This window comes from Nocardioides antri (assembly GCF_008373765.1).
Classification (GTDB): Bacteria; Actinomycetota; Actinomycetes; order Propionibacteriales; family Nocardioidaceae; genus Nocardioides; species Nocardioides antri.
This window is the reverse complement of the sequence record NZ_VUJW01000002.1, coordinates 1-23,036: the sequence shown is the minus strand read 5'-3', so window position 1 is coordinate 23,036 and position 23,036 is coordinate 1. Positions and strand designations below refer to the sequence as shown.

The window sequence follows — 23,036 nt, the reverse complement described above, 5'->3', positions numbered from 1 at the left end:
GCCGGTTTCACGTTCGGATCGCGCACTTGGCCCGGAAGGTCAACTAGTTCTCACGGCCTCACGAAGTTGATTCGACCCACCACGCGACCCGATTCGACTAGATGCCCACCCCGGCGTAGCTGAGGTGCGCCTTGGCGGGGTGCGGCTTGCGGAGGTAGACGGCGTAGGTGACGCCGGCGCAGATCACGTAGAAGCCGAGGAACACCAGGAACGCCGTCTTGGTGGCGGCCAGGGGATCGGTGACCCAGGGCGAGCCGAAGGTGATCGGGATCAGGAAGCCGCCGATGGCGCCGACGGCACCGATGATGCCGACCGCAGCAGAGGCCTTCTTGGTGCCGGCCAGGAGCGCCTCCTCGCGCTCCGGGGTGCCGGGCTCGGAGGCCCGCTCCGCGTCGGTGCGGAAGATCGCCGGGATCATCTTGTACGTCGAGCCGTTGCCGATGCCGCTGAACAGGAAGATCACGAGGAACATGCCGAGGAACAGCGGGAACACGTCGGCGTTCGCGTCGACGGCCCTCTGCAGCACGTCGGGGTAGACGAACGACGACGGGTCGGCCTTGATCGCGGCGAGCTGCTCGCCCTCGGGCGGCGGCGGGAAGGTCTCGAGGAGGCTGAGCGTCCAGAGCACGCCGATCGTGCCGAGGGCCATGCCGCCGAAGGAGACCAGGGTGACCCGCGCACCGCCGAACCGGTCGGCGAGGTGGCCGCCGAGCGGCCGCGCCATCGAGCCCACGAGGGCGCCGAGGAACGCGAAGAAGGCGAAGTTGATGCCGATGCCGACGACGTCGGGGACCGGCTGCCGCCAGAAGTTGAGCTTGATCAGCAGCGGCATCGCGGCGGAGTAGCCGATGAACGAGCCGAAGGTGCCGATGTAGAGGAACGACATCACCCAGGTCTGCTTGTTCCTCAGGACGGCGAGCTGCTCCTTCACCGGCGACTTCGCGTTGGACAGGTTGTCCATGCGGAAGTACGCCGCCAGGACCGCGATGACCGCCAGCGCGGCGTAGACCAGGGCCGCGCGCTCGAGGTGGATGCCGCCCTCCGACGCCTTCACCAGGCCGAAGATGCCGGCGCCACCGACGATCACCGGCAGCCAGAACTGGATGATCGCGACACCGAGGTTGCCGCCTGCGGCGTTGAGGCCGAGGGCCGCGCCCTTGAGCCGGGAGGGGTAGAAGAAGTTGATGTTCGCCATCGAGGAGGCGAAGTTGCCGCCGCCGAAGCCGGCGGTCGCGGCGATCACGCAGAAGACCCAGTACGGCGTCTCCGGCCGGGTCACGAAGAACGCGAACGACAGCGTCGGGATCAGCAGCAGCCCGGCGCTGATCATGGTCCAGTTCCGACCGCCGAACTTCGGCACCGCAAGCGTGTAGGGCACCCGGATCAGCGAGCCGACCAGGTTGGGGATCGCGACCAGGAAGAACAGCTGCTGCGGGGTGAACTCGAAGCCCTGCGCCAGGAGCATCGCGGAGCTGACGCTCCAGATCAGCCAGACCGAGAAGCCGAGGTGCTCCGCGAAGATCGACCACACCAGGTTGCGCTTGGCGACCTTCGCGCCGGTCTTGTCCCAGAACTCCTCGTCCTCGGGGTGCCAGTCGTCGATCCAGCGGCCGGTGCGATGCCGCGTCGGAGCAGCAGTGTCGGTGAGCGTCATGCCGCGATCGTGGGCCGCCGCTGTTTCGCATCGCTGCGCGAGCCAGTAGCACGGGCGTCAAAATCTCCTCACGGCCTCACGCGTCTCACGCGCTCACCTGCGTGGCGCGCGCCACACCGACCGCTAGCCTCGCGGCGTGATCCGGACCCGGATGGGCGGCAGCGACGACGGTCCGCTCCTCGTGCTGCTGCGCAGTCGCGCCGCCGGTTTCGACACCCGTGACGAGAGTTCTCACAGGTTTTCTCAGCGCCGCTCGAACCCGCGTTCCCGCTCCCACTCGCTGACCTGCGCACCGTAGCCCTCCCACTCCGCGCGCGCCGCCGCCACCAACGCGTCGACGACCGCGTCGCCGAGTCCCTTGCGGGCGACGTCGCTGCCGGCGAGGAGATCGGCGGCCTCCGGCAGCGACGCGGGCAGGCGCGGACAGGTGGCGTCCGGCGGACCCGTCACCGCAGGCGGCAGGTGCAGGTCGTGCTCCAGCCCGTGGCGGAACGCCAGCAGGATCCCGGCCAGCGCGAGGTAGGGGTCGGCGTCGGCTCCGGGCACCCTGTGCTCGACGCGCAGCGACGGACCGGCCCCGACCAGGCGCAGGGCGGTCAGTCGGTTGTCGCGGCCCCACGCCGCCCGGGTGGGAGCGAACGCGCCGGGTCGGAGCCTCTTGAACGCGTTCACCGTGGGCGCGAACAGCAGCGTCAGCTCCGGGAGCAGCGCCACCTGGCCTGCCAGCGCGCGACGCAGCAACGGCGACGTCCCGTCTGCGCCGTCCCCGGCGAGGACCGGCTCGCCGTCGAGCCCGCGGAGACTCACGTGGAAGTGGCAGGAGCTGCCCTCGTGCTCGTCGAACTTCGGCATGAACGTCGCGGCCACTCCCTCCTGCGCGGCGATCTGCTTGACGCCGGTCTTGTAGAAGGCGGCGGCGTCGGCGGTGACGAGCGCCTCGTCGTACCGGAAGACGACCTCGTACTGACCGGGCGCGCACTCGCCACGGGCCGACTCCACGACCAGGCCGGCCTGCCCCATCTCACGCCGGACCCGGCGGGTGAAGGGCTCGAGCTGCTCCAAGCCCACCAGCGCGTAGTCGACGTTGCCCCGGGACGCGGGGGTGAGCCCCCGCCACCCGCGGTCGGCGGCGGTGGCGAAGGACTCCCGGAACACCCGGAACTCCAGCTCGAACCCGGCGTAGGGCACCAGCCCGTGCCCCGCGAGAGCCGTCACCTGCTCCCTCAGGACCTGGCGCGGCGCGACGCCGACCGGGGCTCCGTCCGGTCGGCAGGCGTCGGCGATGACGAGGACCGACCCAGGATCCCAGGGCAGTCGCCGCAGCGTCTCCAGGTCGGGCAGCAGGGTCATGTCGCCGTAGCCGGTGCCGTCGGGGTCCAGCTCCGGGACCGGCGCGACGACCCGCATGTCGACGTCCGTGGTGAGCAGGTACGTGCACGCGCCGAACCCGGCGGCGGCGACGTGGTCGAGGAAGAATTGCGCGCCGAGGCGGGTCCCCTGGAGGCGGCCGGTGAGGTCGGGCAGGGCCAGCACCACCTCCTCGACCTCGCCGGCGGCGACGGCCGCACGGAGCTCGTCCGGGGTCATGCCGGCTCCCCCGCCACGTGGAGCGGGTTGGGGATGTGGCCGTAGGTCAGGTCAGGCTCCGCGTCGCGCTCCGCCCGGTCGTGGAAGCCACCACCGGTCAGCTGCTCCCTGTTCAACGCGATCCGCTCGAACGTCGGTGCCAACAGCCCGAGCTCGTCGAAGGCGTCGGCGAGGTCCGGGTGCGCGGCCCGCCACTCCAGGAGGGCCTCGCGGACCAGCGACCAGAACCGGTTCTCGAGGAGGCCGGTGTGCTCCCGCAGCAGCGGCGCCAGGTAGCGGAAGTGACCGGTGAGGATCGCGCTGATGATGCTGTGCGCCATCTCAGCGAGCGGCCAACGCACCAGCACCCGGTCGGCCTCGGGCGGGAGTCCTCGGTAGTCCCGGCCGGGCAGCAGCGTGATGTCCTCGGCGAAGTCCTTGACCAGGATCCGGGCGGGCACGTTCTCCCGGAAGACCAGGATGGTGTTCTCACCGTGCGGGCAGAAGGCCACACCGTGCCGGGTCAGGCACAGCAGCAGGCCGGGGAACAGGGCCCGGAACAGCTGGCGCAGCCACCCCTCGACGTCCAGTCCGGACCGCGCGACCAGCTCGGCGACCAGGGCGCGGCCGTCGCGGTCGACGTGCAGCAGCGTCGCCAGTGACCGGGCCGACTCGCCGGCGGTCAGGTGCTGCTCCACCGGATCGCGCCACACCGCGCCCAGCAGCTCGGTGTACCGGTACGGCGCGTCGGGAAGGTCGGCGAAGTGCGGGTGTCGTACGACGACGCTGGCGACCTCGCGCAGGAAGCCGATCCCGGTGGCCTGGAGCTCGGGGTCGCCGGCGTACAGCTCCCCCAGCCAGCGGCTGGCCGCGGGAGCGGCCCGGGTCGCCTCGGCTCCGAGGCCGCGCCAGACGAGGGTGTTGCGCATCAGGAGGGACATCTTCACGTCCCGTCGGCCGGGCGCGACCAGGCTGCGCACCGACTGCACGGGACGGTGGGCGGTCGTGCCGTGCCCCAGTCTGATCAGGCGACCGGTCGCCAGCTCCCCGGCGAACAGGGTGCGCACCACGGTGGCGTCCTGGTAGGGGTGGACAGGGAACCAGACGTACCGGTCGGCGTCCGGCTCGGCGGTCGCGAGCGCCGCGTCGAACGCTGCCCTCTCCGCGGCACCGAGCTCCTCGGCGAGGAGGCTCGACGCGTCGAGCCCGGGGAGCGCCGAGTAGGTGGCGAGGTCGGGGTGGGCGGCGTACCAGACCAGGGTGATCGTCCCGTGCGCCTCGGGGGCGAAGTGCTCGAGGTCGATGGCGTCGAGCCCGATCCTGCCCTTGTTGAGCACGATCACCGGGTGCCCGCCGAGGTGCTGCTCGAGCTCGGCGTAACCCAGCCCGAGGAGCTCGTCCGCCGTCCGGGCGCCGGCCAGGACGTGGGCCTCCGCAGCCTGGGTCGCCGTGGCCTCGCGGACGACCTCCGCGAGGCTGACCGCGTCGAGACCCGCGGCGACACGGGCGTCGAGGAAGAACCGCGCCAGGTCGGTCGCCGGGGCACCGTCCCGACGCACGCTCGCGGCGTCGACGTGCCAGGCGGAGAAACCGTCGCGCTCGGCTCGGAAGGCGTAGTCGGCGGCGCCCAGCGAAAGCCGGTAGCCGCCGGCCCCGGTGTCGGCCTCGGGCACCACCAGCTGCTCGTGGGCGAGCTCGGCGATCGCCCGGGCCACGAGGCGGGCACCGGCGCGGGCCCACACCTCGGCGGTGGCCCCAGGGGTGGCGCTGCGGGGCTCAGCGGACAGGGTCGAGGACATGCTCGGTCTCCTGGGAGTCGTCGTGATGGTCGGGTTCGGTGTGGGGCACGTCCCGCGTGAGGAGCACTGCGGCCGCGAAGAGGAGGACGGCACCGGTGACCAGAGGCGCGCCGAGCCAGTGACCCGCCACGGCCGTGGCGATCACGGGTGCCGCCAGCAGCGCGGCCGCCCGGCCGGTCTCGACGGCGCTGAAGGCGGCGCCGGTGGTGCCGACCCGGGCGAAGACCGCGAGGTCGAGCACCACCAGCAGGACCCCGGTGCCGGCGCCGAAGAGCAGTCGGCACAGGAGGAACCACCAGGGCTCCCCCAGGGCGACCGCCGCCGCCTGGCCCAGCAGTCCCGCCGCGGCAGCACCCGCGGCGAGTGGCGCGCAGCGCCCGCCCAGACGCCGGTGGAGGGGGGACGCGGCCGGAAGAACGGCGAGCGAGGCCACCGCCGGGGCGAGGAACAGCCAGCCGGCGGTGGTCGCGTCGACGCCGTCCCTGACGAGGAGCTCGACGAGGAACGGTCGCGGCACGGCGATCGCGGCGTCGACGGCCACGACGGCCACGACGAGCACCAGCCAGGGTCGAAGACGGTGCCAGCGCTCGGCCCGCGTGCCCACGGCCTGGCCGAGGGTCTCGGCGGCCCGGCGCGTCGGGGCGCCCGCGGGGAGCGCCGTCCACACCAGCACGGCGAGCCCGAGGTCGACGACGGCGAAGGCAGCCAGGCCCCAGCGCGGCTCGGACAGGGCGACGATGGTGGCGCCGATGAGCGTCGAGAGCACGGCGGCCGTGTGGAAGACCGCCCAGAACGTGACGACGGCGGTACGCCGTGGTGCTCGCCCGTCCCGCTCGACGAGGGCCACCAGGGCGGGATAGGCGAGCACCAGGACCGCGCCGCACGCCACGACGGCCGCCGAGCTGGCGGTGAACAGCCACCAGGTCGGCGCGACCGCGAGCGCGAGGTCGAACACGGAGCAGCCGAGGAGGCCGGCCACCAGCAGGTTGCGGACCGGCCAGCGCAGGGCGGCGAGGCCCCACAGCGGGAGGGCGGCCAGGCCCACGACCCGGCACACGGTGAGGAAGCTGCCGGTGGCGGCCAGCTCGTCGAGGCCGAACAGGCGCCGGAACACCAGCGGCCAGTACGGCGTCAGGGCGGTCTCGGCGACGAGCTGGAGGGCGACCACGCCGGCGAGCACGGCCTGGGCACGACCGGCTCTGGTCACGGCGCACCGAAGCTGGTGAAGGCGCCCTCGTGGGCGGGCAGCACGTCGCTCCCGGTGATCGCGGACAGGATGGTGGCGGCGCGCCAGGCGCCGAGCCCGAGGTCGGGAGCTCCGACGCCATGGGTGTGGGCCTCGGCGTTCTGGACGAAGACACCGCCGGTCACCGCTGGGTCGAGGGCGATCCGGTAGTCGGCAGCGACCCGGTAGCGGCCCCGCTCGTCCAGGTCGAGCGCCGGCAGCAGCGGGTCGAGGAAACCCGGGCGACGCGCGGCGTAGCCCGTCGCCAGGACGACCGCGTCGGTGGTGACCTCGAAGCGCTCGCCCTGCTCGACGTGCTCGCAGTCGAGCACCAGCCGGTCGGCGTCGCGCCGACACGCCTGGACTGCGACTCCGGGCCGCAGCTCGGCCGGCACCCGCCGCCCGTCCACCGTGCGTTCGTAGAGAAGGTCGTAGATGTCGGCGATGGTGCTCGCGCTGATGCCCTTGTAGAGCTGCCACTGCGCGGGGACGAGCGCGTCGCGGGTCTGCTCCGGTAGGCCGTGGAAGTAGGCGGTGTAGTCGGGGGTGAAGTGCTCCAGGCCCAGCTTGGAGTACTCCATCGGCGCGAACGCGGATGTTCGGCTGAGCCAGCGCAGCGAGGTACCGGTCGCCGGCTGCGCCTGGAGCAGGTCGAGGAAGACCTCCGCGCCGGACTGTCCCGAGCCCACGACCGTCACACTGCCGGCGTCGTGGAGAAGGGGACGATGGTCGAGGTAGTCGGCGACGTGGACGACCTGCTTGCCGCCGACCGCGGCGAAGGCGGCGGGGACCGAGGGCTCGGTGCCGACCCCCAGGACCACGTTGCGGGCGGCGAGGGTGCTCCTGCGCGCGGTGGCGACGTCCAGGCAGGTCACCCGGAAGGCCCCGGCGTCGCCGTCCCAGGTGACCTCCTCCACCTGCGTGCCGAACCGGCAGCTGGGCAGCGACTCGGCCACCCAGCGGAGGTAGGCGTCGTACTCCCGGCGTGGGACCAGGAAGCGCTCGGCGAAGTAGAAGCGGAACAGCCGACCGCGCTCTCGCAGGTAGGAGAGGAACGACCAGCGGCTGGTGGGGTCCACGAGCGTCACCAGGTCCGCGAGGAACGGCACCTGGAGCGTCGCTCCCTCGATCAGGAGCCCCGGGTGCCACGAGAAGGACTCCCGCTGGTCGACGAAGATGGCGTCGAGGTCGTCGACGCCGTCGGCCAGCGCGGCCAGGGACAGGCCGAACGGGCCCAGTCCGATCCCGAGCAGGTCGTAGGTCATGGTCATCGGCGCACCTCGCGCAGGGGGTTCGGGATCTCGACGTAGAGCGACTGGGTCTCGACCGGGGACTCGACCTCGTCACGCCCGTCGACGCCGGTCAGCAGGTTGGCCTTGGTGGGCAGGGTGTCGGCGTGCAGCAGCAGGTCGGCGACCGGCGACGCCGACGGCCGACCCAGGTGGCGGTCGAGCATCCCGGCGAGCTCGGCCAACAGCCGCTCCTCGGCGACGGCGGTCGCGTGCGCGACCGCTGCGGCCACGCCGAGAACGTGGTTCACCCCCAGGTAGTAGGCGACGCGGTCGATGACCAACCGGTCGTCGAAGACCAGCGGCGCGTCGCGGCCGACGTCGGGCATGAGCTGGGCCAGGCGGTCGACGGCCGAGGAGGCGGCGTACCAGCCCTGGTTGTCGCGATACCAGCCGTGGGTGGGCACGCCGTCGTCACCGAACCCGACGAGGACGTTCTGCAGGTGCGCCTCCAGCCCGATGCCCCAGGTGCCGTGCAGCCAGAGCAGTGGCTCGACCACCACGTCCAGCCAGCGGCGGAACCAGAGGACAGCTGCCTCGTCGGCGGCGATCCCGTGGGCATTCGCCGCTCGCCGCACCAGGTCCGCGGCCGGTGGCCGGGCGAGGTCCGGCCGGGGATCGAGCACGGAGCCGGCACAGCGGACGTCGGCAGCCGGGTCGAACGGCACGTCCCGCAGGACGGTCTCCAGGCCGACCGGACCGGGGCCGTCGACGCCGAGCCAGCCCCGGTCGAGCACGAGCCCGAAGGCCGGGTGGGCAGCGGCCAGGGCGCACCCGAGCCCGGCATCGACGAGCCGTGCGGTGTGGACGGCGAGCAGTCCCTCGTCCCGCGTGTTCTCCCGGCGACTGTTGGTGACGCGCAGGCCCATGCTCAGCTTGAGCATGACGTGGGCGCCGGGACGCGCCACCGTTCGGAGCGAGGACGTCGCCCACCAGGGGTCGCCGTGCGCGCCGAGGTCGCGCAGCAGCCCGCGGTCGAGCAGGTCGGCCGCGGCAGGACGGGCGGGCAGGTCGGCGGCCTGCCAGGGATGGGCGGGCACCATCAGCCAGTCCATGGGCACGTCTGCGGCGGCTGCGCCGGCGAGCTCTCGCAGGCACGCGGACACGTCGAGACCCGCCCCACCGGACGCGGCGACCTCGGGCGAGGCGGCGTACCAGTGCAGCGGGAAGGTGCCGCGGGCCTCCGGGGAGAACCGGGCGTCGAGGTCGTCGGCCAGCCCGTCCCGACTCTTGGTCATCGGGTGCCAGGGATGGCCGGAGAGCAGGTCCTGCTCGGCCAGGAGCCAGCCCGGGAGGTTCGGAGGGTCCTCCTCCAGGGCACGGCGGGCCGCGTAGCCCTCGGCGCGGCGGACGGACTCGACCATCCGGTCGCGGGCCTCGGTGTGGTCGGCCCGACCGGTGCGCCGGGCCGCCTCCCGGGCGAGCAGGTCGGCCAGCTCGGCAGGCGCGACCGGGTGACCGCGCTCGTCGAGAACGGTCCCGAAGGTGTGAGCGCCGCTCGGCGAGAAGGCGGCCACCTGGACCCGCAGGCTCGAGCGGGCACCGGGCAGCGGGACCACCACCTCGCCGGTGCCGGTGACGACCTCGCCGGTCTCCCGCAACCAGCACCGCAGCAGCACGTCCACGGCAACGCGCGTGGCCCGCTCCCGGGCCACCTCCGCGGAGCGCGACGGAGTCGCGACAGCGGTCATGACTCCAGCTCCGCCCGGCCGGCGGCGACGACGAGGTCGAGGACCCGGTCGACGTCGGCCTCGGTGGCGTCGGGGTTGAGGAGGGTCAGCTTGAGCAGCACCCTGCCCCGGTGCTCCGTGCGGCCGACCACCGCCTGTCCGGAGGACAGCAGCGCGCGGCGCAGCCGACCGTTGATCTGGTCGTCCGCCGTACCGTCCGGCCCGGCGTAGCGGAACACGACCGTGCTGAGGACCGGGTCGGCGACGAGCTCCAGGTCCACGCGGGCGCGGACAGCGGCCGCGGAGTACTGGGCCAGCCGGAGGCAGGCATCGACCTTCTCGCCGAGCCCGCGGCGGCCGAGCGCGCGGAGGGTGACCGCGATCTTGAGCACGTCGGCGCGCCGGGTGGTGCGCAGGGAGCGGCCGAGCAGGGAGGTGTAGCCCTCGTCCTCGTCATCGACCGGGTTGAGGTAGGCGGCGCGCCGCGCCAGCGGCTCGAACAGCGCTGGGTCCCGCGCCAGCAGCACGCCCGCGGCGGCCGGCTGCCAGCCGAGCTTGTGCAGGTCGAGCGAGACGGTGTCCGCCAGCTCGACGCCGGTGAGCAGGTCCCGGTGGGTGTCGGAGAAGAGCAGGCCTCCGCCGTACGCCGCGTCGACGTGCAGCCAGCCGCCGTGGGTCCGCACCAGCGCCGCGAGCGCCGGCAGCGGGTCGATGCTGCCGAAGTCGGTGGTCCCGGCCGTCGCGACGACAACGGGCCGGGAGTCCGCGGGGGCGTCCGCCAGCAGCCGCGCGAGGTGCGGTACGTCGAGCCGGTGCTGCTCGTCGACCGGCACCTTGACGACCTCCCCGATCCCGAGGAGGTGGGCGCCCCGGTCAGCGGAGAAGTGGGCGATCTCGGAGCTGTAGACCCGCACCGGGCTCGGCGCGGCGTCGCGGGCGAGGAGGAGCGCGGTGTACGTGCTCGCCGTGCCGCCCGTCGTGATGACACCGGCCGCCCCCGGGAGCCCGGCCAGGTCGCCGAGCGTCTCGATGACCCGCTCCTCCAGCACGGTGGCCGCGGGCGCCTGGTCCCAGGAGTCCAGGGACTGGTTGAGGGCGCTGGCGACGAGATCGGCGGCCACCGCGACGTCGAGCGGTGGACAGTGCAGGTGGCCCGTGCACGCCGGGTCGGTGGGGTCCGCGGCGCCGGCGGCGACCGCCGTCACCAGGTCCGCCAGCGCGGCTTCGTCCCCGATCCCTTCGGCGGGAAGGGTGGCGTGCCCGAGCGCCGCGTCGACGGTCTGCTCGACCTGCCGCGGAGTCGCCGCCGGCAGTGGGCCGCCCCGTTGCTCGCGCCCGTTGGCGAGCGCGGCGAGCGCGGTGTCGACCAGCGACCTCAGCGACCGGTCCGTCATGCTGCGACCGCCCGCTCCGCCGCCGCGACGGCCTCCCCGAGCCGGTCGAGCACAGCGCCGACCTCCTGGTCGGTGATGACCAGCGGCGGAAGCAGCCGGACGACGGCGTCGTGACGTCCGCCCAGCTCGACGATGAGGCCCCGCGCCAGGCACTCCTGCCGGATCCTCAGCGCGAGCGCCGGGGCAGCCGGACGGGCACCGGTGGCGTCCGGGGTGCTGTCGGGCTCGACGATCTCGACGCCCAGCATGAGACCGCGTCCGCGGACGTCGCCGATGCAACGGTGCGCGTGGGCGAGGCCGCCGAGAGCGGCGAGGAACTGGTCACCGACCTCCGCTGCGCGGCGGTGCAGCTCGTTCTCGCGCACGAACCTCAGGGTCGCGGCACCGGCCGCCATCGCCAGTGTTGTGCCACGGAAGGTCCCGGCGTGCGCGCCGGGCTCCCAGGAGTCCAGGTGGTCGGCGTACACCACCACGGCCAGCGGCAGGGTGCCGCCGATGGCCTTGGAGAGGACCATGACGTCGGGTTCCACACCAGCGCCCTGGCAGGCCCAGAAGCTTCCGGTGCGACCGACGCCGGTCTGCACCTCGTCGAGGATCAGGGGGATGTCGCGGTCGGCCGTGATCCGGCGCATCTGCTGCAACCAGGCGTGCGGAGCCGGGACGACGCCGCCCTCGCCCTGCACGACCTCGAGGATCATCGCGCCGGGGTCGACCACACCCCCGTTCGGGTCGTCGAGGAACCGCTCCACGAAGCTCGCGGAGAGCTCGGCGGTCCGTCCCGCCCCGACGCCGAAGGGGCACCGGTACTCGTAGGGGTACGGCAGTCGGACCGCCTCCGTCGCAGCGCCGGCCATCGGGCTCTTGGCGGCGACCCCGCCGCTCACCGCCAGTGCGCCGGCGGTCATCCCGTGGTAGGCGCCGGTGAAGGCGAGCACCGACTGCCGACCGGTCGCGGTGCGCGTCAGCTTCAGCGCTGCCTCGACGGCGTCGGTGCCTGCCGGCCCGCAGAACTGGATGCGCCCGTTCTCCGCCAGCGAGCGGGGCAAGGTGGCGAACAGCTCGTCGGTGAACTCGTCCTTCTGGGGCGTCGCGATGTCGAGGCTGTGCCAGGGCGCGCCGGCGTCGATCACCCGACGCACCGCCTCCACGACGACCGGGTGGTTGTGCCCCAGGGCGAGCGTCCCGGCACCCGAGAGGCAGTCGAGGTACCGACGGCCGTCCGCGCCGACCACGGTCATGCCGTGCGCCTGCACAGGGACCATCGCGAGGGTACGGGCGTAGGTGCGGGCCGAGGACTCACGGGCCCGCTGACGGTCGATGATCGCCCCGCGGTCGAGCTGACGGGTCGGATGGGTCGACAGGGTCATGGCGTGGGCTCCAGGGTGAGGTCGGCGGGAAGGGTGGCTGTGAGGACGTCGCGGGTCGGGGGTGGATGGCCGAGGAATGCGTGCAGGGCGAACTCCCAGCCGTAGGCGCCCGCCTTGGGCATCACCACCAGGTCACCGCTCCGCACCTGCGGGACGTGGACGTCGCGGACCAGGACGTCCTCCGGGGTGCACAGCTCGCCGGCCACCGTCACGCGGGTGTCGCGCGCCTCGGCCCGCGGCCCGGGCTCTCTCGGCTCGTCGACCGGGAGCACGACGAGCGGAAGGGGGAAGTCCTCGGTGCCGGGGAGCGCGAAGGCGTTGATGCCGCCGCGCACGACGACGAAGGTCTCGCCGTACGACTGCTTCACGTCGACGACCTCGGCGGCGTACCAGCCGCAGTCGGCGGCGAGCCAGCGCCCCGGCTCGAGGACGACCCGGGCACCCTGCGGGGGGCGGAGCCGGTCGAGCTCGGTCGCCAGCACCGCGAGGTCGAGCGGCGACTCGCCGTCGTACGACACTCCGAGACCTCCCCCGACGTCGAGCCAGCCCAGGTCGACGCCGTGCGCCGACGCCGTGCGCTCCGCCCAGTCCAAGCACCATCCGACGTACGCCGCGTGCGCGCGCGCGTCGCGGTTGCCGCACACGGCGTGGACGTGGAAGCCGACCAGGTCCAGGCCCGGAAGGCTGGTGGCCAGGGCGATCGCCGCCGGGACCTCGGGCTCGGGGAACCCGAAGGCGGAGGCGCGCCCGCCCATCGCCAGCGTGCCGGCGACGTCCACCCTGGCCGGGTTGACCCGCAGTGCGACGGACACCCGCGTGCCGGTCTGCTGGGTGGCACGCGACAGGCGGCGCAGCTCCAGGGCGCTCTCCGCGTGGACGACGTCGACGCCGTGGGCCAGGAGCTCCACCAGCAGGCCCGGATGTTTCGCCGGCCCGGCCGCGGCGACCACGGATCCGGCAGGGAGGAGGTCGCGGGCCAGCCGCGCCTCCTGCGAGGAGGCCACCTCCAGGCCGTCGACGCCCCCCTCGGCGGCGAGCGCCTGCACCACTGGCGGGAAGCCGTTCGCCTTGAGGGCGAAGAGCAGGGTCGCCCACGACGGCAGCGCAGCGCGCAGCTCCCGCGCCCGCGCCGCCGCGACCTCGGGGTCGTACACGTAACCGCTCACCATCCCGGCCCGGGCGCTCGCGAGCAGCCGCTCGCGCAGACCAGCGGGAAGAGCCTCGGGGTCCAGCGCCAGGGCGCAGGCGGTTCCCGAGCTCGTGGGCGGTTGGAGCACAGCTCTCCTTAAGTAAGGCTTGCCTTAGTAAGGTTCACCTAATCGAGGCTGCAGCCTGCTGGTCAAGTCCTTGTGGCCCTCGCCGCACGGCGGTCGCCCGGTCATCCGCGCTCCGACCGCTCGTCCCGTCGCACCGACCGCTCGTCGACACCGTTCCCCCGTCGGGCGCGTGTTCCGACCACACCCCTGCCGGTAGGACTACGCGACCCCTAACGTCCCGTGACGGCCGTCACACATCCCTTGGAGGTTCCCGTGTCCCACGACACCGCTCCGCACCACCAGGCTGAGCCGCACGATCCCGTCTACGACGAGCTCCATGCGTCAGCAGAGTTCCAGGAACTGCGCCGCCGCTACCGCGGCTTCGTGTTCCCCGCCACGCTCGCGTTCCTGACGTGGTACCTGCTCTACGTCGTCGCATCGAACTGGGCCGGTGACCTGATGAGCACCAAGGTCGTCGGGAACATCAACGTCGCCCTCGTCTTCGGGCTGCTGCAGTTCCTCACGACCTTCCTGCTCGCCTGGCTCTACAGCCGGTTCTCGGCCAGCAAGCTGGACCCGCTGGCCCGCGAGCTCGACGAACGGTTCATCGCGCTCAACGGCAGGTCCTCCCGCGGAAGGGGTGACCACTGATGGATCACCAGGCACTCACCGCGATCCTGTTCCTCGCGGTCGTCGCGCTGACCCTCGGCATCACGATCTGGGCCAGCCGCCAGACCAAGGACGCCGCCGACTACTACGCCGGCGGCCGCTCGTTCTCCGGCATCCAGAACGGTCTCGCCATCGGCGGCGACTACATGTCCGCCGCGTCGTTCCTCGGGATCTCGGGCGCGATCGCGATCTACGGCTACGACGGATTCCTGTACTCGATCGGGTTCCTCGTCGCGTGGCTGGTCGCGCTGCTGCTCGTCGCCGAGATGCTGCGCAACTCCGGTCGCTTCACCATGGCCGACCAGCTCGCGTACCGGATGCGGCAGCGGCCGGTCCGCACCGCTGCGGCCACCTCGACGGTGGTCGTGTCGATCTTCTACCTGCTGGCCCAGATGGTCGGTGCCGGTGCCCTGGTGGCGCTGCTGCTCGGCGTCGACGACCAGTGGCTGAAGAACCTGACCATCCTCGGCGTCGGCGCGCTGATGATCTTCTACGTGACCTTCGGCGGCATGAAGGGCACGACCTGGGTGCAGATCGTGAAGGCCGTCCTGCTCATGGCAGGCTCCGCGCTGATCGTCGTGCTGGTGCTCGGTGAGTTCGGCTTCAACCTCTCCGAGCTGCTCGGCACCGCCGCAGGCAACTACGGCGAGCGTCCCGACGCCAAGGACTCCGCGGCGTTCCTCGAGCCCGGCCTGCAGTACGGCGCGGACCTCACCTCGAAGATCAACTTCCTGTCCCTCGGCCTCGCCCTGGTGCTGGGCACCGCGGGCCTGCCGCACATCCTGATCCGCTTCTACACCGTCCCGACGTCGCGCGACGCCCGGAAGTCGGTGCTCTGGGCCATCGTCCTGATCGGCGTGTTCTACCTGTTCACCCTGGTCCTGGGCTTCGGCGCGGCCGCACTGCTCACGGGCGACAAGTTCGCCGACGTCGCCGCCTCCGGCGGGAACCTCGCCTCGCCGCTCCTGGCCGAGGCGGTCGGCGGTGGCGAGGGCTCGAACGGCGGCGCGATCCTGCTCGCTCTCATCGCTGCGGTCGCGTTCGCAACGATCCTTGCGGTGGTTGCCGGCCTCACCCTGGCGTCCTCGACCTCGGTGGCGCACGACATCTACAACAGCGTCATCCGTCGTGGACAGGCGACCGAGCGGGAGGAGGTCCGGATGGCCAAGCTCGCCGCGGTCGGCATCGGCGCGGTCGCCATCGGGCTCTCGATCCCGGCTCAGGAGCTCAACATCGCGTTCCTGGTGGCGCTGGCCTTCGCGGTCGCGGCGTCGGCCAACCTGCCGGCGATCGTCTACAACATGTTCTGGCGCCGCTTCAACACCCGTGGCGCGGTCTGGAGCATCTACGGAGGCTTGGTCTCCTGCGTCGGCCTGGTGTTCTTCTCACCGACGGTCTCCGGCGAGCCGACCTCGCTGGTCACCGGTTCCGACTGGTCCTGGTTCCCGCTCAGCAACCCCGGCATCGTCTCGATCCCGCTGGGCTTCGTGCTCGGCTGGCTCGGCACGATCACGTCCCGGGAGCCGGAGGCCGAGGAGCGGTTCACCGAGCTCGAGGTCCGCGCGCTCACCGGCGCGGGGTCCGAGCAGGCCATCGAGCACTAGCGATCCACGGGGGCGCAGCGGGCCTCGGTCTCGAGGCTCGCTGCGCTCGCACCTCGACCAGCGACCGATGCAACCCGTCAGCAACCCGTCCGTGGTCACACTCGGCGCAACCGGCCTAGTGTGAGGCGAGACACCCGGAGGATCTTCAGGAGATGACCGTGACCGACCACGAGACCCTTGCCAACCTGCTCCAGGAGGACCGGCGCTTCGAGCCCCCGGCGGAGCTCGCGGCCAACGCGAACGTCACCGCAGACGCCTACGAGCACGCCGCCAAGGACCGGCAGGCGTTCTGGGCCGAGCAGGCCGAGCGGCTCACCTGGGCCGAGCGGTGGAACACCGTCCTCGACGACTCCAACCCGCCGTTCTTCAAGTGGTTCACCGGCGGAAAGCTCAATGCTGCCTACAACTGCGTGGACCGCCACGTCGAGGCCGGGCGGGGCGACAAGGTCGCGATCCACTGGGTGGGCGAGCCGGTGGACGACACCCGCGACATCACCTACGCCCAGCTCAAGGACGAGGTGTCGCAGGCGGCCAACGCGCTGACCTCGCTGGGTGTGGCGACCGGTGACCGGGTGGCGATCTACATGCCGATGATCCCGGAGGCGATCGTCGCGATGCTCGCCTGCGCGCGGATCGGCGCCCCGCACACGGTGGTCTTCGGCGGCTTCTCCGCCGATGCACTGGCCTCGCGTCTGGACGACTGCCAGGCGAAGGTCGTCATCACCTCCGACGGCGGCTACCGCCGAGGTGCGCCGTCGGCGCTCAAGCCGGCGGTGGACGAGGCCCGCACCAAGACCGACGTCGTGGAGAAGGTGCTGGTCGTGCGTCGTACCGGCCAGGACCTGGGTCCGGACGGCTGGGACGACGACGTGGACGTGTGGTGGGACGACGTCGTGGCGAACGCGTCGACCGAGCACACCCCGGAGGCGTTCGACGCCGAGCACCCGCTCTACGTCATGTACACCTCCGGCACCACGGGCAAGCCGAAGGGCATCCTGCACACGACCGGTGGCTACCTGGTCGGCACGTCCTACACCCACCACGCGGTCTTCGACCTCAAGCCCGACGAGGACGTCTACTGGTGCACCGCCGACATCGGCTGGGTGACGGGGCACAGCTACATCGTCTACGGGCCGCTGGCCAACGGCGTGACCCAGGTGCTCTACGAAGGCACCCCCGACAGCCCCGAGCGCGGTCGGTGGTGGCAGATCATCGAGCAGTACGGCGTCACGGTCTTCTACACCGCCCCCACCGCGATCCGCTCGTTCATGAAGCAGGGCCGCGAGATCCCCGACCAGCGCGACATGTCGTCGGTGCGGATCCTCGGCTCGGTGGGTGAGCCGATCAACCCGGAGGCCTACATCTGGTACCGCAACGTCATCGGCGGCGACCGCACCCCGGTGGTCGACACCTGGTGGCAGACCGAGACCGGGATGATCATGATCAGTCCGCTGCCGGGTGTCACCCACGGCAAGCCGGGCTCCGCGATGACCCCGATCCCCGGCGTCGCGGCCGACGTCGTCGACGACGACGGCAACCCGGTCCCGAACGGCTCGGGTGGCTACCTCGTGGTGACCGCGCCGTGGCCCTCGATGCTGCGCACGCTGTGGGGCGACGACGACCGCTACGTCGACACCTACTGGTCCCGCTTCAAGAAGCAGGGCTACTACTTCGCCGGCGACGGCGCGAAGAAGGACACCGACGGCGACATCTGGGTGCTGGGCCGGGTCGACGACGTCATGAACGTCTCCGGCCACCGGCTCTCGACCACCGAGATCGAGTCCGCCCTGGTCTCCCACCCCAAGGTCGCCGAGGCCGCCGTGGTCGGCGCCAAGGACGAGGACACCGGCCAGGCCGTGTGCGCGTTCGTCATCCTCAGAGAGAACGCCGGTGACGGTGGCGCCGACATCGTCCAGGAGCTGCGCGGCCACGTCCGCAAGGAGATCGGTCCGATCGCCACCCCGCGCCAGATCATGATCGTTCCCGAGCTGCCCAAGACCCGCTCGGGCAAGATCATGCGGCGCCTGCTCCGTGACGTGGCCGAGCACCGGGAGGTCGGGGACGTCACGACCCTCGCCGACAGCTCGGTGATGGACCTGATCTCCCAGGGGATGAGCTCCAGCTCCGAGGACTGAACCTCTCCCACCCCGCCTACGTGTGAGAGGTGGGAGGTGTCATGGCCGAGAGCCCCGCCGCGGTGATGCGACAGCTGCACGACGAGCATGCCGCCGCGCTGTGGGCGTTCTGCCTGCACCTCACGGGCAACGACCGGGCGCACGCGGAGGACGTCGCGCAGGAGACGCTGCTCCGGGCCTGGCGCAACGCGGCGGTCCTGGAGGAGTCGCGCGGGTCGGTGCGGTCCTGGCTGTTCACCGTGGCCCGCAACATCGTCATCGACGAGTGGCGGTCGAGGCGGGCGCGGAGCGAGTTCCCGACCGACGACCTCGGCGAGCTGCCTGCCGTCGACGACCGGACCGACGAGCTGCTGCTGTCGTGGGTGGTCGCGGAGGCCCTCAGCCACCTGTCCGACGACCACCGGTCGGTGCTGCTGGAGTGCTACTACCGCGGCCGCTCGGTCGCGGAGGTCGCCCGCAGGCTCGGGATCCCCGAGGGCACCGTGAAGTCCCGCACCCACTACGCGCTGCGCTCGCTGCGGCTCGCGCTCGAGGAGCTGGGGGTGGGCGCATGAGCTGTCCCTACGCCACCCTCGACGCCGCCTACGTCCTCGGGTCGCTCTCGCCCACCGAGCGCGCCGACTACGAGCGCCACCTCGCGGACTGCGAGGAGTGCGCCCGGGCCGTGCGCGAGCTCGCCGGCATGCCGGGGCTCCTGGCCAAGGTGCCGGCCGAGGTCCTGGAGCCCTCCGACGCCGTACCCGTCCCGGAGACCCTGCTCCCCCGCCTGGTCGCCGCCGTCCGCCGCGACCAGCGGTGGCGTACGACGCGCGCCGCGCTCGGCGCCGCGGCCGCCGTCGCGGTCATCGCCGGAGGATCCGTCGCGGCGCTCGTCGCGCTCGACGGCGACGAGACCCCGGCGGCGTCCCCGCCCGTCACGGTCACCGCACCGACCACCGCCCCCAGCACAGCGCCCTCGGAGCAGCTCGACCCGGTCGGCTCGAGCAGGTCGACCGGGTGGGTGTCCCTGACCGAGGTGCCGTGGGGCACCCGGCTCGACCTGACCTGTGTCTACGACGCGCCCTACGGCTACGCCGAGGACCGGGTCTACACCCTGGTGGTCGAGACGACCGACGGTCGGGTCGAGAAGGTCGCCAGCTTCCAGGCGCTGCCCGGCGAGGAGATGCACGTCACCGGCGCGACGGCCGTCGGCCCGGACGCGATCGCTGCGGTCGAGGTGCGCACCTCCGACGGGGACGCCGTCCTCCGCCTCGACCAGTGACGGCTCAGCCGCCGGCGCCGAACGTCGCCAGCACCCGGTCGCGCAGGTCGGACATCGGCCAGACCGGCGCGCCGTCCGGCGGCAGCAGGCCCGGGTGCCAGCCCCAGTCGGCGATGCGGCGTACGACGCCCCGGTCCTGGCTGATCACGGTGACCGGCACGTCGCGGCCGGCCCCGTCATCAGGGTCACCGCTGACGTAGGACCACGGCTCGTGGTCGCCCAGCACGATCAGCACCCGGTCCGGATCGGGGTAGGTCTCCAGGAAGGAGACCAGGGTCTCCCAGGAGTACTGGATCGACCGGCCGTAGAGGTCCTGGGCGCGCGTCGGGTCCGCCTCCTGGTCGACGGGCTCGGCGTCCTCGGTGGTCCCGTGGAAGACCGAGCCGTCGCCGACCTCGTCCCACGGCACCAGCGGCGGCGGTGGCGTCCAGGGGTGGTGGCTGGAGATCAGGTCGATCTCCGCGAACACCGGCGGCCGGTCGGCCGGGGCCAGCTCCTCGCGCCGGAAGTGCTCCAGCGTGTACTGGTCCGGCACCGGGGCGTAGCCGAACTCCGGTCCCGCATAGCCGACGTTGCGCGAGTCGTAGATCGTGTCGAAGCCGTAGAACGCCGCGCCCTCCGGCCAGTCCTCGGTGTTGGCCGGCACGTCGAAGACGGTGCGCCAGCCGGCCCGCTCGAACGCGCTCGTGAGCGTCAGCCGGTCGCTGTCGAGGAGCTGCCCGTAGCGCCGCTCGCTGTCGACCCACAGCCCCGACTGGGCGGTCCCGTGGGCCAGCCAGCTCCCGGCGCCGTACGTCGGCGAGGTCAGGTAGGCGCTCCGGGTGGCGTAGCCCGCGGCCGCAAGACGGCGGGTGCCGTCGGTCAGGACGTCCTGCACCCCCGGTGCGTACGACGACCCGCGGGTCGCCGTGCGCCCGTAGCTCTCGACGAAGACCAGCAGCACGTCCCGGCCGCGCAGCCCGGTCAGCAGGTCCTCGGCCGGGACGTCGGCGAACGGGTCGGCCTCGATCTCCTCGGCGAAGTCCTCCCGGTCGGCGAACCCGGTCCGCACCCGGTCGACGGTGTCGACCGCGAGCCCGGTCGCTCCGGCAGCGGCGACCGGCGCGCCCCCACCGACGTGGATGCTCGCGACCGCGCACACCGCCCACGCCGTGCCGAGCGCGACGACGCCCCGGACCGCCCCGCGCCGGTGGTCGGCCGCCACCCGCGCGACCCGTGCCGCAGCGAGGGCGAGCCCGACGACCACGAGGCCGACCAGCAGCACCGCGGCGACCGCCGCGACCCGGGCGCCGAGGTCGCCGATCGAGTCGCCGAGCACGCCGACTCCGGAGCCCAGGTAGGACCAGTCGCCGAGCGGGTCGAACGGCCGGTCCAGCACGACGGCGAAGCCGCTGTCGAGCACCCGCAGCACGACGAGCGCGCCGGCGAGCGCGCCGAAGCCGGCGGCCGCCCACCGGCCCGGGCGTGGTGGCAGCACCAGCGCGGCCGCGACGAGGACCAGCCCTTCCAGCGGGATCCGCAGCAGGTCGTCCGCGGCCAACCCGTCGGCCGGGTCGGGCATCACGAGCGCCAGCCAGAGGCCGGCGACGGCGACGGCGGTGAGGGCACCGGGAGTGACGAGTGCACCGGCCGGGGCCCTGCCGACGGACGGGAGGCCCTCCGCGCGCAGCCGCCACAGCGTTCGCACGTCCCGGGCGAACGACTCGACGAGGAGGGCCAGCGCGACCGCGAGGGCGAGCCGGGTGAGGGCCGGGGGCGGCAGGCCGGACGCGGCGACGGTCAGGACGATCCCCTGGATCGCGGCGACGACCTTCGCGGAGTACCGGGGCGGCAGCGGCCGGCGCAGCCAGCGGACGACCCAGGTGACGGCGACGTAGGCGTAGCGGAGAGCGCCGATCGCGAGCACCCACCAGCCGACGGTCGGAGCGACGTACACGCTGAGGACGGCGATGAGGAACGCGTCGACCTCCATGTCGAAGCGCGCGCCGAGCGGGGTCTCCGTGCCGGTCCGTCGGGCCACCCGGCCGTCGACGGCGTCGAGGCACAGGCCGATCGTGGCGGCCGCGACCACGAGTGCGACGTGGTCGCCCCCGACGTACGACTCCGCGGTCAGGCCGGCCACACCGCAGGCGAGCACGCCCCGGGTCAGGGTGATCCAGCCGGCCGGGCCGAGGGACACGCCGTGCCGCGCCAGGGCGCCGTCGAGGAGCACGGCGAGGGAGACACCGCACAGCACCGCGGCGGACCACCCGACGGGCCCGAGCTGAACCCAATCCACCGCGCCTCCGTGTGTAGGGATAACCGGGATACGGGGTACTACGGGACGGGACCCCTTCCGGTTCACCTGGACGGAGCGGGCGAGAGGAGACGCCACTGTGGGCGAACGCGAGGCACGCGCGTTCTGGTTGGCCGAACCGGGCCGCGGCGAGATCCGCAGCGAGCCCCTGCGGACGCCAGGTCCGGGCGAGGTGCTGGTCCGTGCCCTCCGGTCCGGCATCAGTCGCGGCACGGAGACGCTGGTGTTCCGTGGCGGCGTCCCGCCCGACCAGCACCAGCAGATGCGGGCGCCGTTCCAGGAGGGCGACTTCCCCGGCCCGGTGAAGTACGGCTACCTCAGCGTCGGCGTCGTCGAGGACGGCCCCTCCGCGCTGCAGGACCGCCGGGTGTTCTGCCTCTACCCCCACCAGACGGCGTACGTCGTGCCCGCCTCCGCCGTGGCCGAGGTCCCCGACGACGTCCCCTCGGACCGGGCGGTGCTCGCCGGCACCGTCGAGACCGCGGTGAACGCGCTCTGGGACGCCGCGCCGCTGGTCGGCGACCGGGTCACCGTGGTGGGCGCGGGCATGGTGGGCTGCTGCGTCGCCCGGCTGCTGACGCGGATCCCCGGCACCCGGGTGACGCTGGTCGACACCGAGCCGACACGGGCGGCGGTCGCCGATGCCCTCGGCGTCACCTTCGCCGCTCCCGAGGACGCGCCGGGCGGCTGCGACCTCGTCGTCCACGCCAGCGCGACGTCGGAGGGGCTGCAGCGCTCCCTGGAGCTGCTGGCGCGGGACGGCAGCGTCCTCGACGTCAGCTGGTACGGCGACCGGTCGGTCACCCTGCCGCTCGGCGGAGCCTTCCACTCCGCACGGCTGTCGATCCGGGCCAGCCAGGTCGGCACCGTGTCCCCCGCCCGGAGCGGGCGGCGTACCACCGCGGACCGGCTCGCGCTCGCCCTGGACCTGCTGGCCGATCCGGCCTTCGACGCGCTCCTCACCGGCAGCTCGCCGTTCCCCGAGCTGCCGACCGTCCTCGCCCGGCTCGCCGACGGCGACCGGACCGCGCTGTGCCACACCATCGACTACCAGGAGGAACGTTGAGCCCTCGGTTCCGTGTCACTGTCCGCGACCACATGATGGTGGCCCACAGCCTCCGCGGGGAGGTGTTCGGGCCGGCGCAGCAGCTGCACGGGGCCACCTTCGTCGTGGACGCCACCTTTGTCGCCGACGACGTGGACGCGGCGGGGATCGTCGTCGACATCGGGCAGGCCACCGAGCAGCTCAAGGCCGTGCTGGCGGACCTCACCTACCGGAACCTCGACGACGTGGCCGACACCGTCGGCCTGGCCGGCGTCAACACGACGACCGAGGTGCTCGCCCGGCTGGTCGCCGACCGGCTCGCGGAGAAGGTGCACGACGGGCTGCTCGGCCGGCCCGCGGACGAGCTGGCCGGCATCGAGGTCACGCTGCGGGAGTCCCACATCGCGTGGGCGAGCTACGAGAGACCGCTGTGAGCCCGTTCCAGGTGGTCCACGCCGTGGTCCCGGCCGGGATCGACGACCCGTCCCGGCCGAGCGGCGGCAACCGCTACGACCGCCGGGTGCTGGACGAGCTGGCCGGGCTCGGCTGGCAGGTGCAGCAGCACCGGATCCCCGGGACCTGGCCCGATCCCTCGCCGGCCGACGTCGCCGCCCTCGACCAGGCGCTCGCCGAGCTGCCCGACGGTGCGCCGGTGCTCGTGGACGGCCTCATCGGCTCGGCGGCCGCCGCCGTGCTGGGCCCCCCGGCCGCGCGGCTGCGGGGCGCCGTGCGCCTCCCCCCGCCCCCCCCCGCGGGCGGGCGCGAAGAGCTCCGCCCCCGTCGCCCGCGACGCGCCGCCGCGGTTG

The 23,036-nt window shown here is 73.0% G+C and carries 17 protein-coding genes and 1 pseudogene; 8 read left to right on the top strand and 10 right to left on the bottom strand.

Translation table 11 applies throughout. The features are described 5' to 3' along the window. Positions 1-97 precede the first annotated feature (97 nt). The 9 genes from F0U47_RS04485 to F0U47_RS04445 all read right to left on the bottom strand — a co-directional run bounded on the left by F0U47_RS04485 (position 98) and on the right by F0U47_RS04445 (position 13,241). On the bottom strand, positions 98-1,654 hold the full coding sequence (locus F0U47_RS04485; RefSeq protein ID WP_149749147.1) for an MFS transporter: 1,557 nt from the start codon (positions 1,652-1,654) through the stop codon (positions 98-100). Between the two features lie 243 nt (positions 1,655-1,897). After that, positions 1,898-3,241, bottom strand: a complete 1,344-nt coding sequence (locus F0U47_RS04480; protein WP_149749146.1) for a glutamine synthetase family protein — start codon at positions 3,239-3,241, stop codon at positions 1,898-1,900. After that, positions 3,238-5,019, bottom strand: coding sequence for an IucA/IucC family protein (locus F0U47_RS04475; RefSeq protein ID WP_149749145.1), 1,782 nt, complete (start codon positions 5,017-5,019; stop codon positions 3,238-3,240). Before F0U47_RS04475 ends, F0U47_RS04480 begins: the two co-directional genes overlap by 4 nt. Continuing rightward, positions 4,997-6,226 (bottom strand): MFS transporter, encoded by a 1,230-nt coding sequence (locus F0U47_RS04470; RefSeq protein WP_149749144.1) that lies wholly within the window; start codon positions 6,224-6,226, stop codon positions 4,997-4,999. Before F0U47_RS04470 ends, F0U47_RS04475 begins: the two co-directional genes overlap by 23 nt. Beyond that, positions 6,223-7,515 carry a lysine N(6)-hydroxylase/L-ornithine N(5)-oxygenase family protein gene (locus F0U47_RS04465; protein ID WP_149749143.1) on the bottom strand — a complete coding sequence of 431 codons (1,293 nt, stop codon included), beginning with the start codon at positions 7,513-7,515 and terminating at the stop codon, positions 6,223-6,225. The genes F0U47_RS04470 and F0U47_RS04465 overlap by 4 nt, the downstream gene beginning before the upstream one ends. After that, positions 7,512-9,224, bottom strand: a complete 1,713-nt coding sequence (locus tag F0U47_RS04460; RefSeq protein WP_149749142.1) for an IucA/IucC family protein — start codon at positions 9,222-9,224, stop codon at positions 7,512-7,514. The genes F0U47_RS04465 and F0U47_RS04460 overlap by 4 nt, the downstream gene beginning before the upstream one ends. Continuing rightward, positions 9,221-10,597 carry a pyridoxal phosphate-dependent decarboxylase family protein gene (locus F0U47_RS04455; protein ID WP_149749141.1) on the bottom strand — a complete coding sequence of 459 codons (1,377 nt, stop codon included), beginning with the start codon at positions 10,595-10,597 and terminating at the stop codon, positions 9,221-9,223. Before F0U47_RS04455 ends, F0U47_RS04460 begins: the two co-directional genes overlap by 4 nt. Then, on the bottom strand, positions 10,594-11,964 hold the full coding sequence (locus F0U47_RS04450; protein ID WP_149749140.1) for a diaminobutyrate--2-oxoglutarate transaminase family protein: 1,371 nt from the start codon (positions 11,962-11,964) through the stop codon (positions 10,594-10,596). Before F0U47_RS04450 ends, F0U47_RS04455 begins: the two co-directional genes overlap by 4 nt. Next, the gene (locus F0U47_RS04445; protein ID WP_223162660.1) at positions 11,961-13,241 is read right to left on the bottom strand and encodes an alanine racemase; all 1,281 of its coding nucleotides are present in this window, start codon (positions 13,239-13,241) and stop codon (positions 11,961-11,963) included. The genes F0U47_RS04450 and F0U47_RS04445 overlap by 4 nt, the downstream gene beginning before the upstream one ends. Before the next feature lie 252 nt (positions 13,242-13,493). On the opposite strand from F0U47_RS04445, the gene F0U47_RS04440 reads away from it, so the two are divergent. From F0U47_RS04440 to F0U47_RS04420, 5 genes are all read left to right on the top strand, one after another. After that, positions 13,494-13,871: a DUF485 domain-containing protein gene (locus F0U47_RS04440; protein ID WP_188111169.1), complete on the top strand. Its 378-nt coding sequence runs from the start codon at positions 13,494-13,496 to the stop codon at positions 13,869-13,871. Continuing rightward, positions 13,871-15,493, top strand: coding sequence for a monocarboxylic acid transporter (locus tag F0U47_RS04435; RefSeq protein WP_149749139.1), 1,623 nt, complete (start codon positions 13,871-13,873; stop codon positions 15,491-15,493). The genes F0U47_RS04440 and F0U47_RS04435 overlap by 1 nt, the downstream gene beginning before the upstream one ends. A 152-nt stretch (positions 15,494-15,645) precedes the next feature. Continuing rightward, positions 15,646-17,628, top strand: coding sequence for an acetate--CoA ligase (acs, locus tag F0U47_RS04430; RefSeq protein ID WP_149749138.1), 1,983 nt, complete (start codon positions 15,646-15,648; stop codon positions 17,626-17,628). A 41-nt stretch (positions 17,629-17,669) separates the two neighbouring features. Next, a complete protein-coding gene (locus tag F0U47_RS04425; protein WP_149749137.1) occupies positions 17,670-18,182 on the top strand; it encodes a sigma-70 family RNA polymerase sigma factor in 513 nt (170 codons plus the stop codon). Next, positions 18,179-18,889: an anti-sigma factor family protein gene (locus tag F0U47_RS04420; protein WP_149749136.1), complete on the top strand. Its 711-nt coding sequence runs from the start codon at positions 18,179-18,181 to the stop codon at positions 18,887-18,889. The genes F0U47_RS04425 and F0U47_RS04420 overlap by 4 nt, the downstream gene beginning before the upstream one ends. A gap of 4 nt (positions 18,890-18,893) precedes the next feature. On the opposite strand, the gene F0U47_RS04415 is transcribed toward F0U47_RS04420, so the two are convergent. After that, entirely contained in the window at positions 18,894-21,167 is a 2,274-nt protein-coding gene (locus tag F0U47_RS04415) for a CDP-alcohol phosphatidyltransferase family protein (RefSeq protein ID WP_246159445.1), read from the bottom strand. A gap of 97 nt (positions 21,168-21,264) precedes the next feature. On the opposite strand from F0U47_RS04415, the gene F0U47_RS04410 reads away from it, so the two are divergent. From F0U47_RS04410 to F0U47_RS04400, 3 genes and pseudogenes are all read left to right on the top strand, one after another. Continuing rightward, positions 21,265-22,251: a zinc-dependent alcohol dehydrogenase gene (locus F0U47_RS04410; protein ID WP_149749134.1), complete on the top strand. Its 987-nt coding sequence runs from the start codon at positions 21,265-21,267 to the stop codon at positions 22,249-22,251. After that, entirely contained in the window at positions 22,248-22,664 is a 417-nt protein-coding gene (locus F0U47_RS04405) for a 6-pyruvoyl trahydropterin synthase family protein (RefSeq protein WP_246159444.1), read from the top strand. Before F0U47_RS04410 ends, F0U47_RS04405 begins: the two co-directional genes overlap by 4 nt. Beyond that, positions 22,661-23,036 (top strand): annotated as a pseudogene (locus F0U47_RS04400) (hypothetical protein); the annotation flags it as partial. The gene F0U47_RS04405 and the pseudogene F0U47_RS04400, both read left to right, overlap by 4 nt.

Excerpts from the sequence above, each read along its gene's own strand:
- F0U47_RS04485 (WP_149749147.1), bottom strand. The coding sequence starts at position 1,654 with ATGACGCTCACCGACACTGCTGCTCCGACGCGGCATCGCACCGGCCGC.
- F0U47_RS04480 (WP_149749146.1), bottom strand. The coding sequence starts at position 3,241 with ATGACCCCGGACGAGCTCCGTGCGGCCGTCGCCGCCGGCGAGGTCGAG.
- F0U47_RS04475 (WP_149749145.1), bottom strand. The coding sequence starts at position 5,019 with ATGTCCTCGACCCTGTCCGCTGAGCCCCGCAGCGCCACCCCTGGGGCC.
- F0U47_RS04465 (WP_149749143.1), bottom strand. The coding sequence starts at position 7,515 with ATGACCATGACCTACGACCTGCTCGGGATCGGACTGGGCCCGTTCGGC.
- F0U47_RS04460 (WP_149749142.1), bottom strand. The coding sequence starts at position 9,224 with ATGACCGCTGTCGCGACTCCGTCGCGCTCCGCGGAGGTGGCCCGGGAG.
- F0U47_RS04455 (WP_149749141.1), bottom strand. The coding sequence starts at position 10,597 with ATGACGGACCGGTCGCTGAGGTCGCTGGTCGACACCGCGCTCGCCGCG.
- F0U47_RS04450 (WP_149749140.1), bottom strand. The coding sequence starts at position 11,964 with ATGACCCTGTCGACCCATCCGACCCGTCAGCTCGACCGCGGGGCGATC.
- F0U47_RS04435 (WP_149749139.1), top strand. The coding sequence starts at position 13,871 with ATGGATCACCAGGCACTCACCGCGATCCTGTTCCTCGCGGTCGTCGCG.
- acs (WP_149749138.1), top strand. The coding sequence starts at position 15,646 with ATGACCGTGACCGACCACGAGACCCTTGCCAACCTGCTCCAGGAGGAC.
- F0U47_RS04425 (WP_149749137.1), top strand. The coding sequence starts at position 17,670 with ATGGCCGAGAGCCCCGCCGCGGTGATGCGACAGCTGCACGACGAGCAT.
- F0U47_RS04420 (WP_149749136.1), top strand. The coding sequence starts at position 18,179 with ATGAGCTGTCCCTACGCCACCCTCGACGCCGCCTACGTCCTCGGGTCG.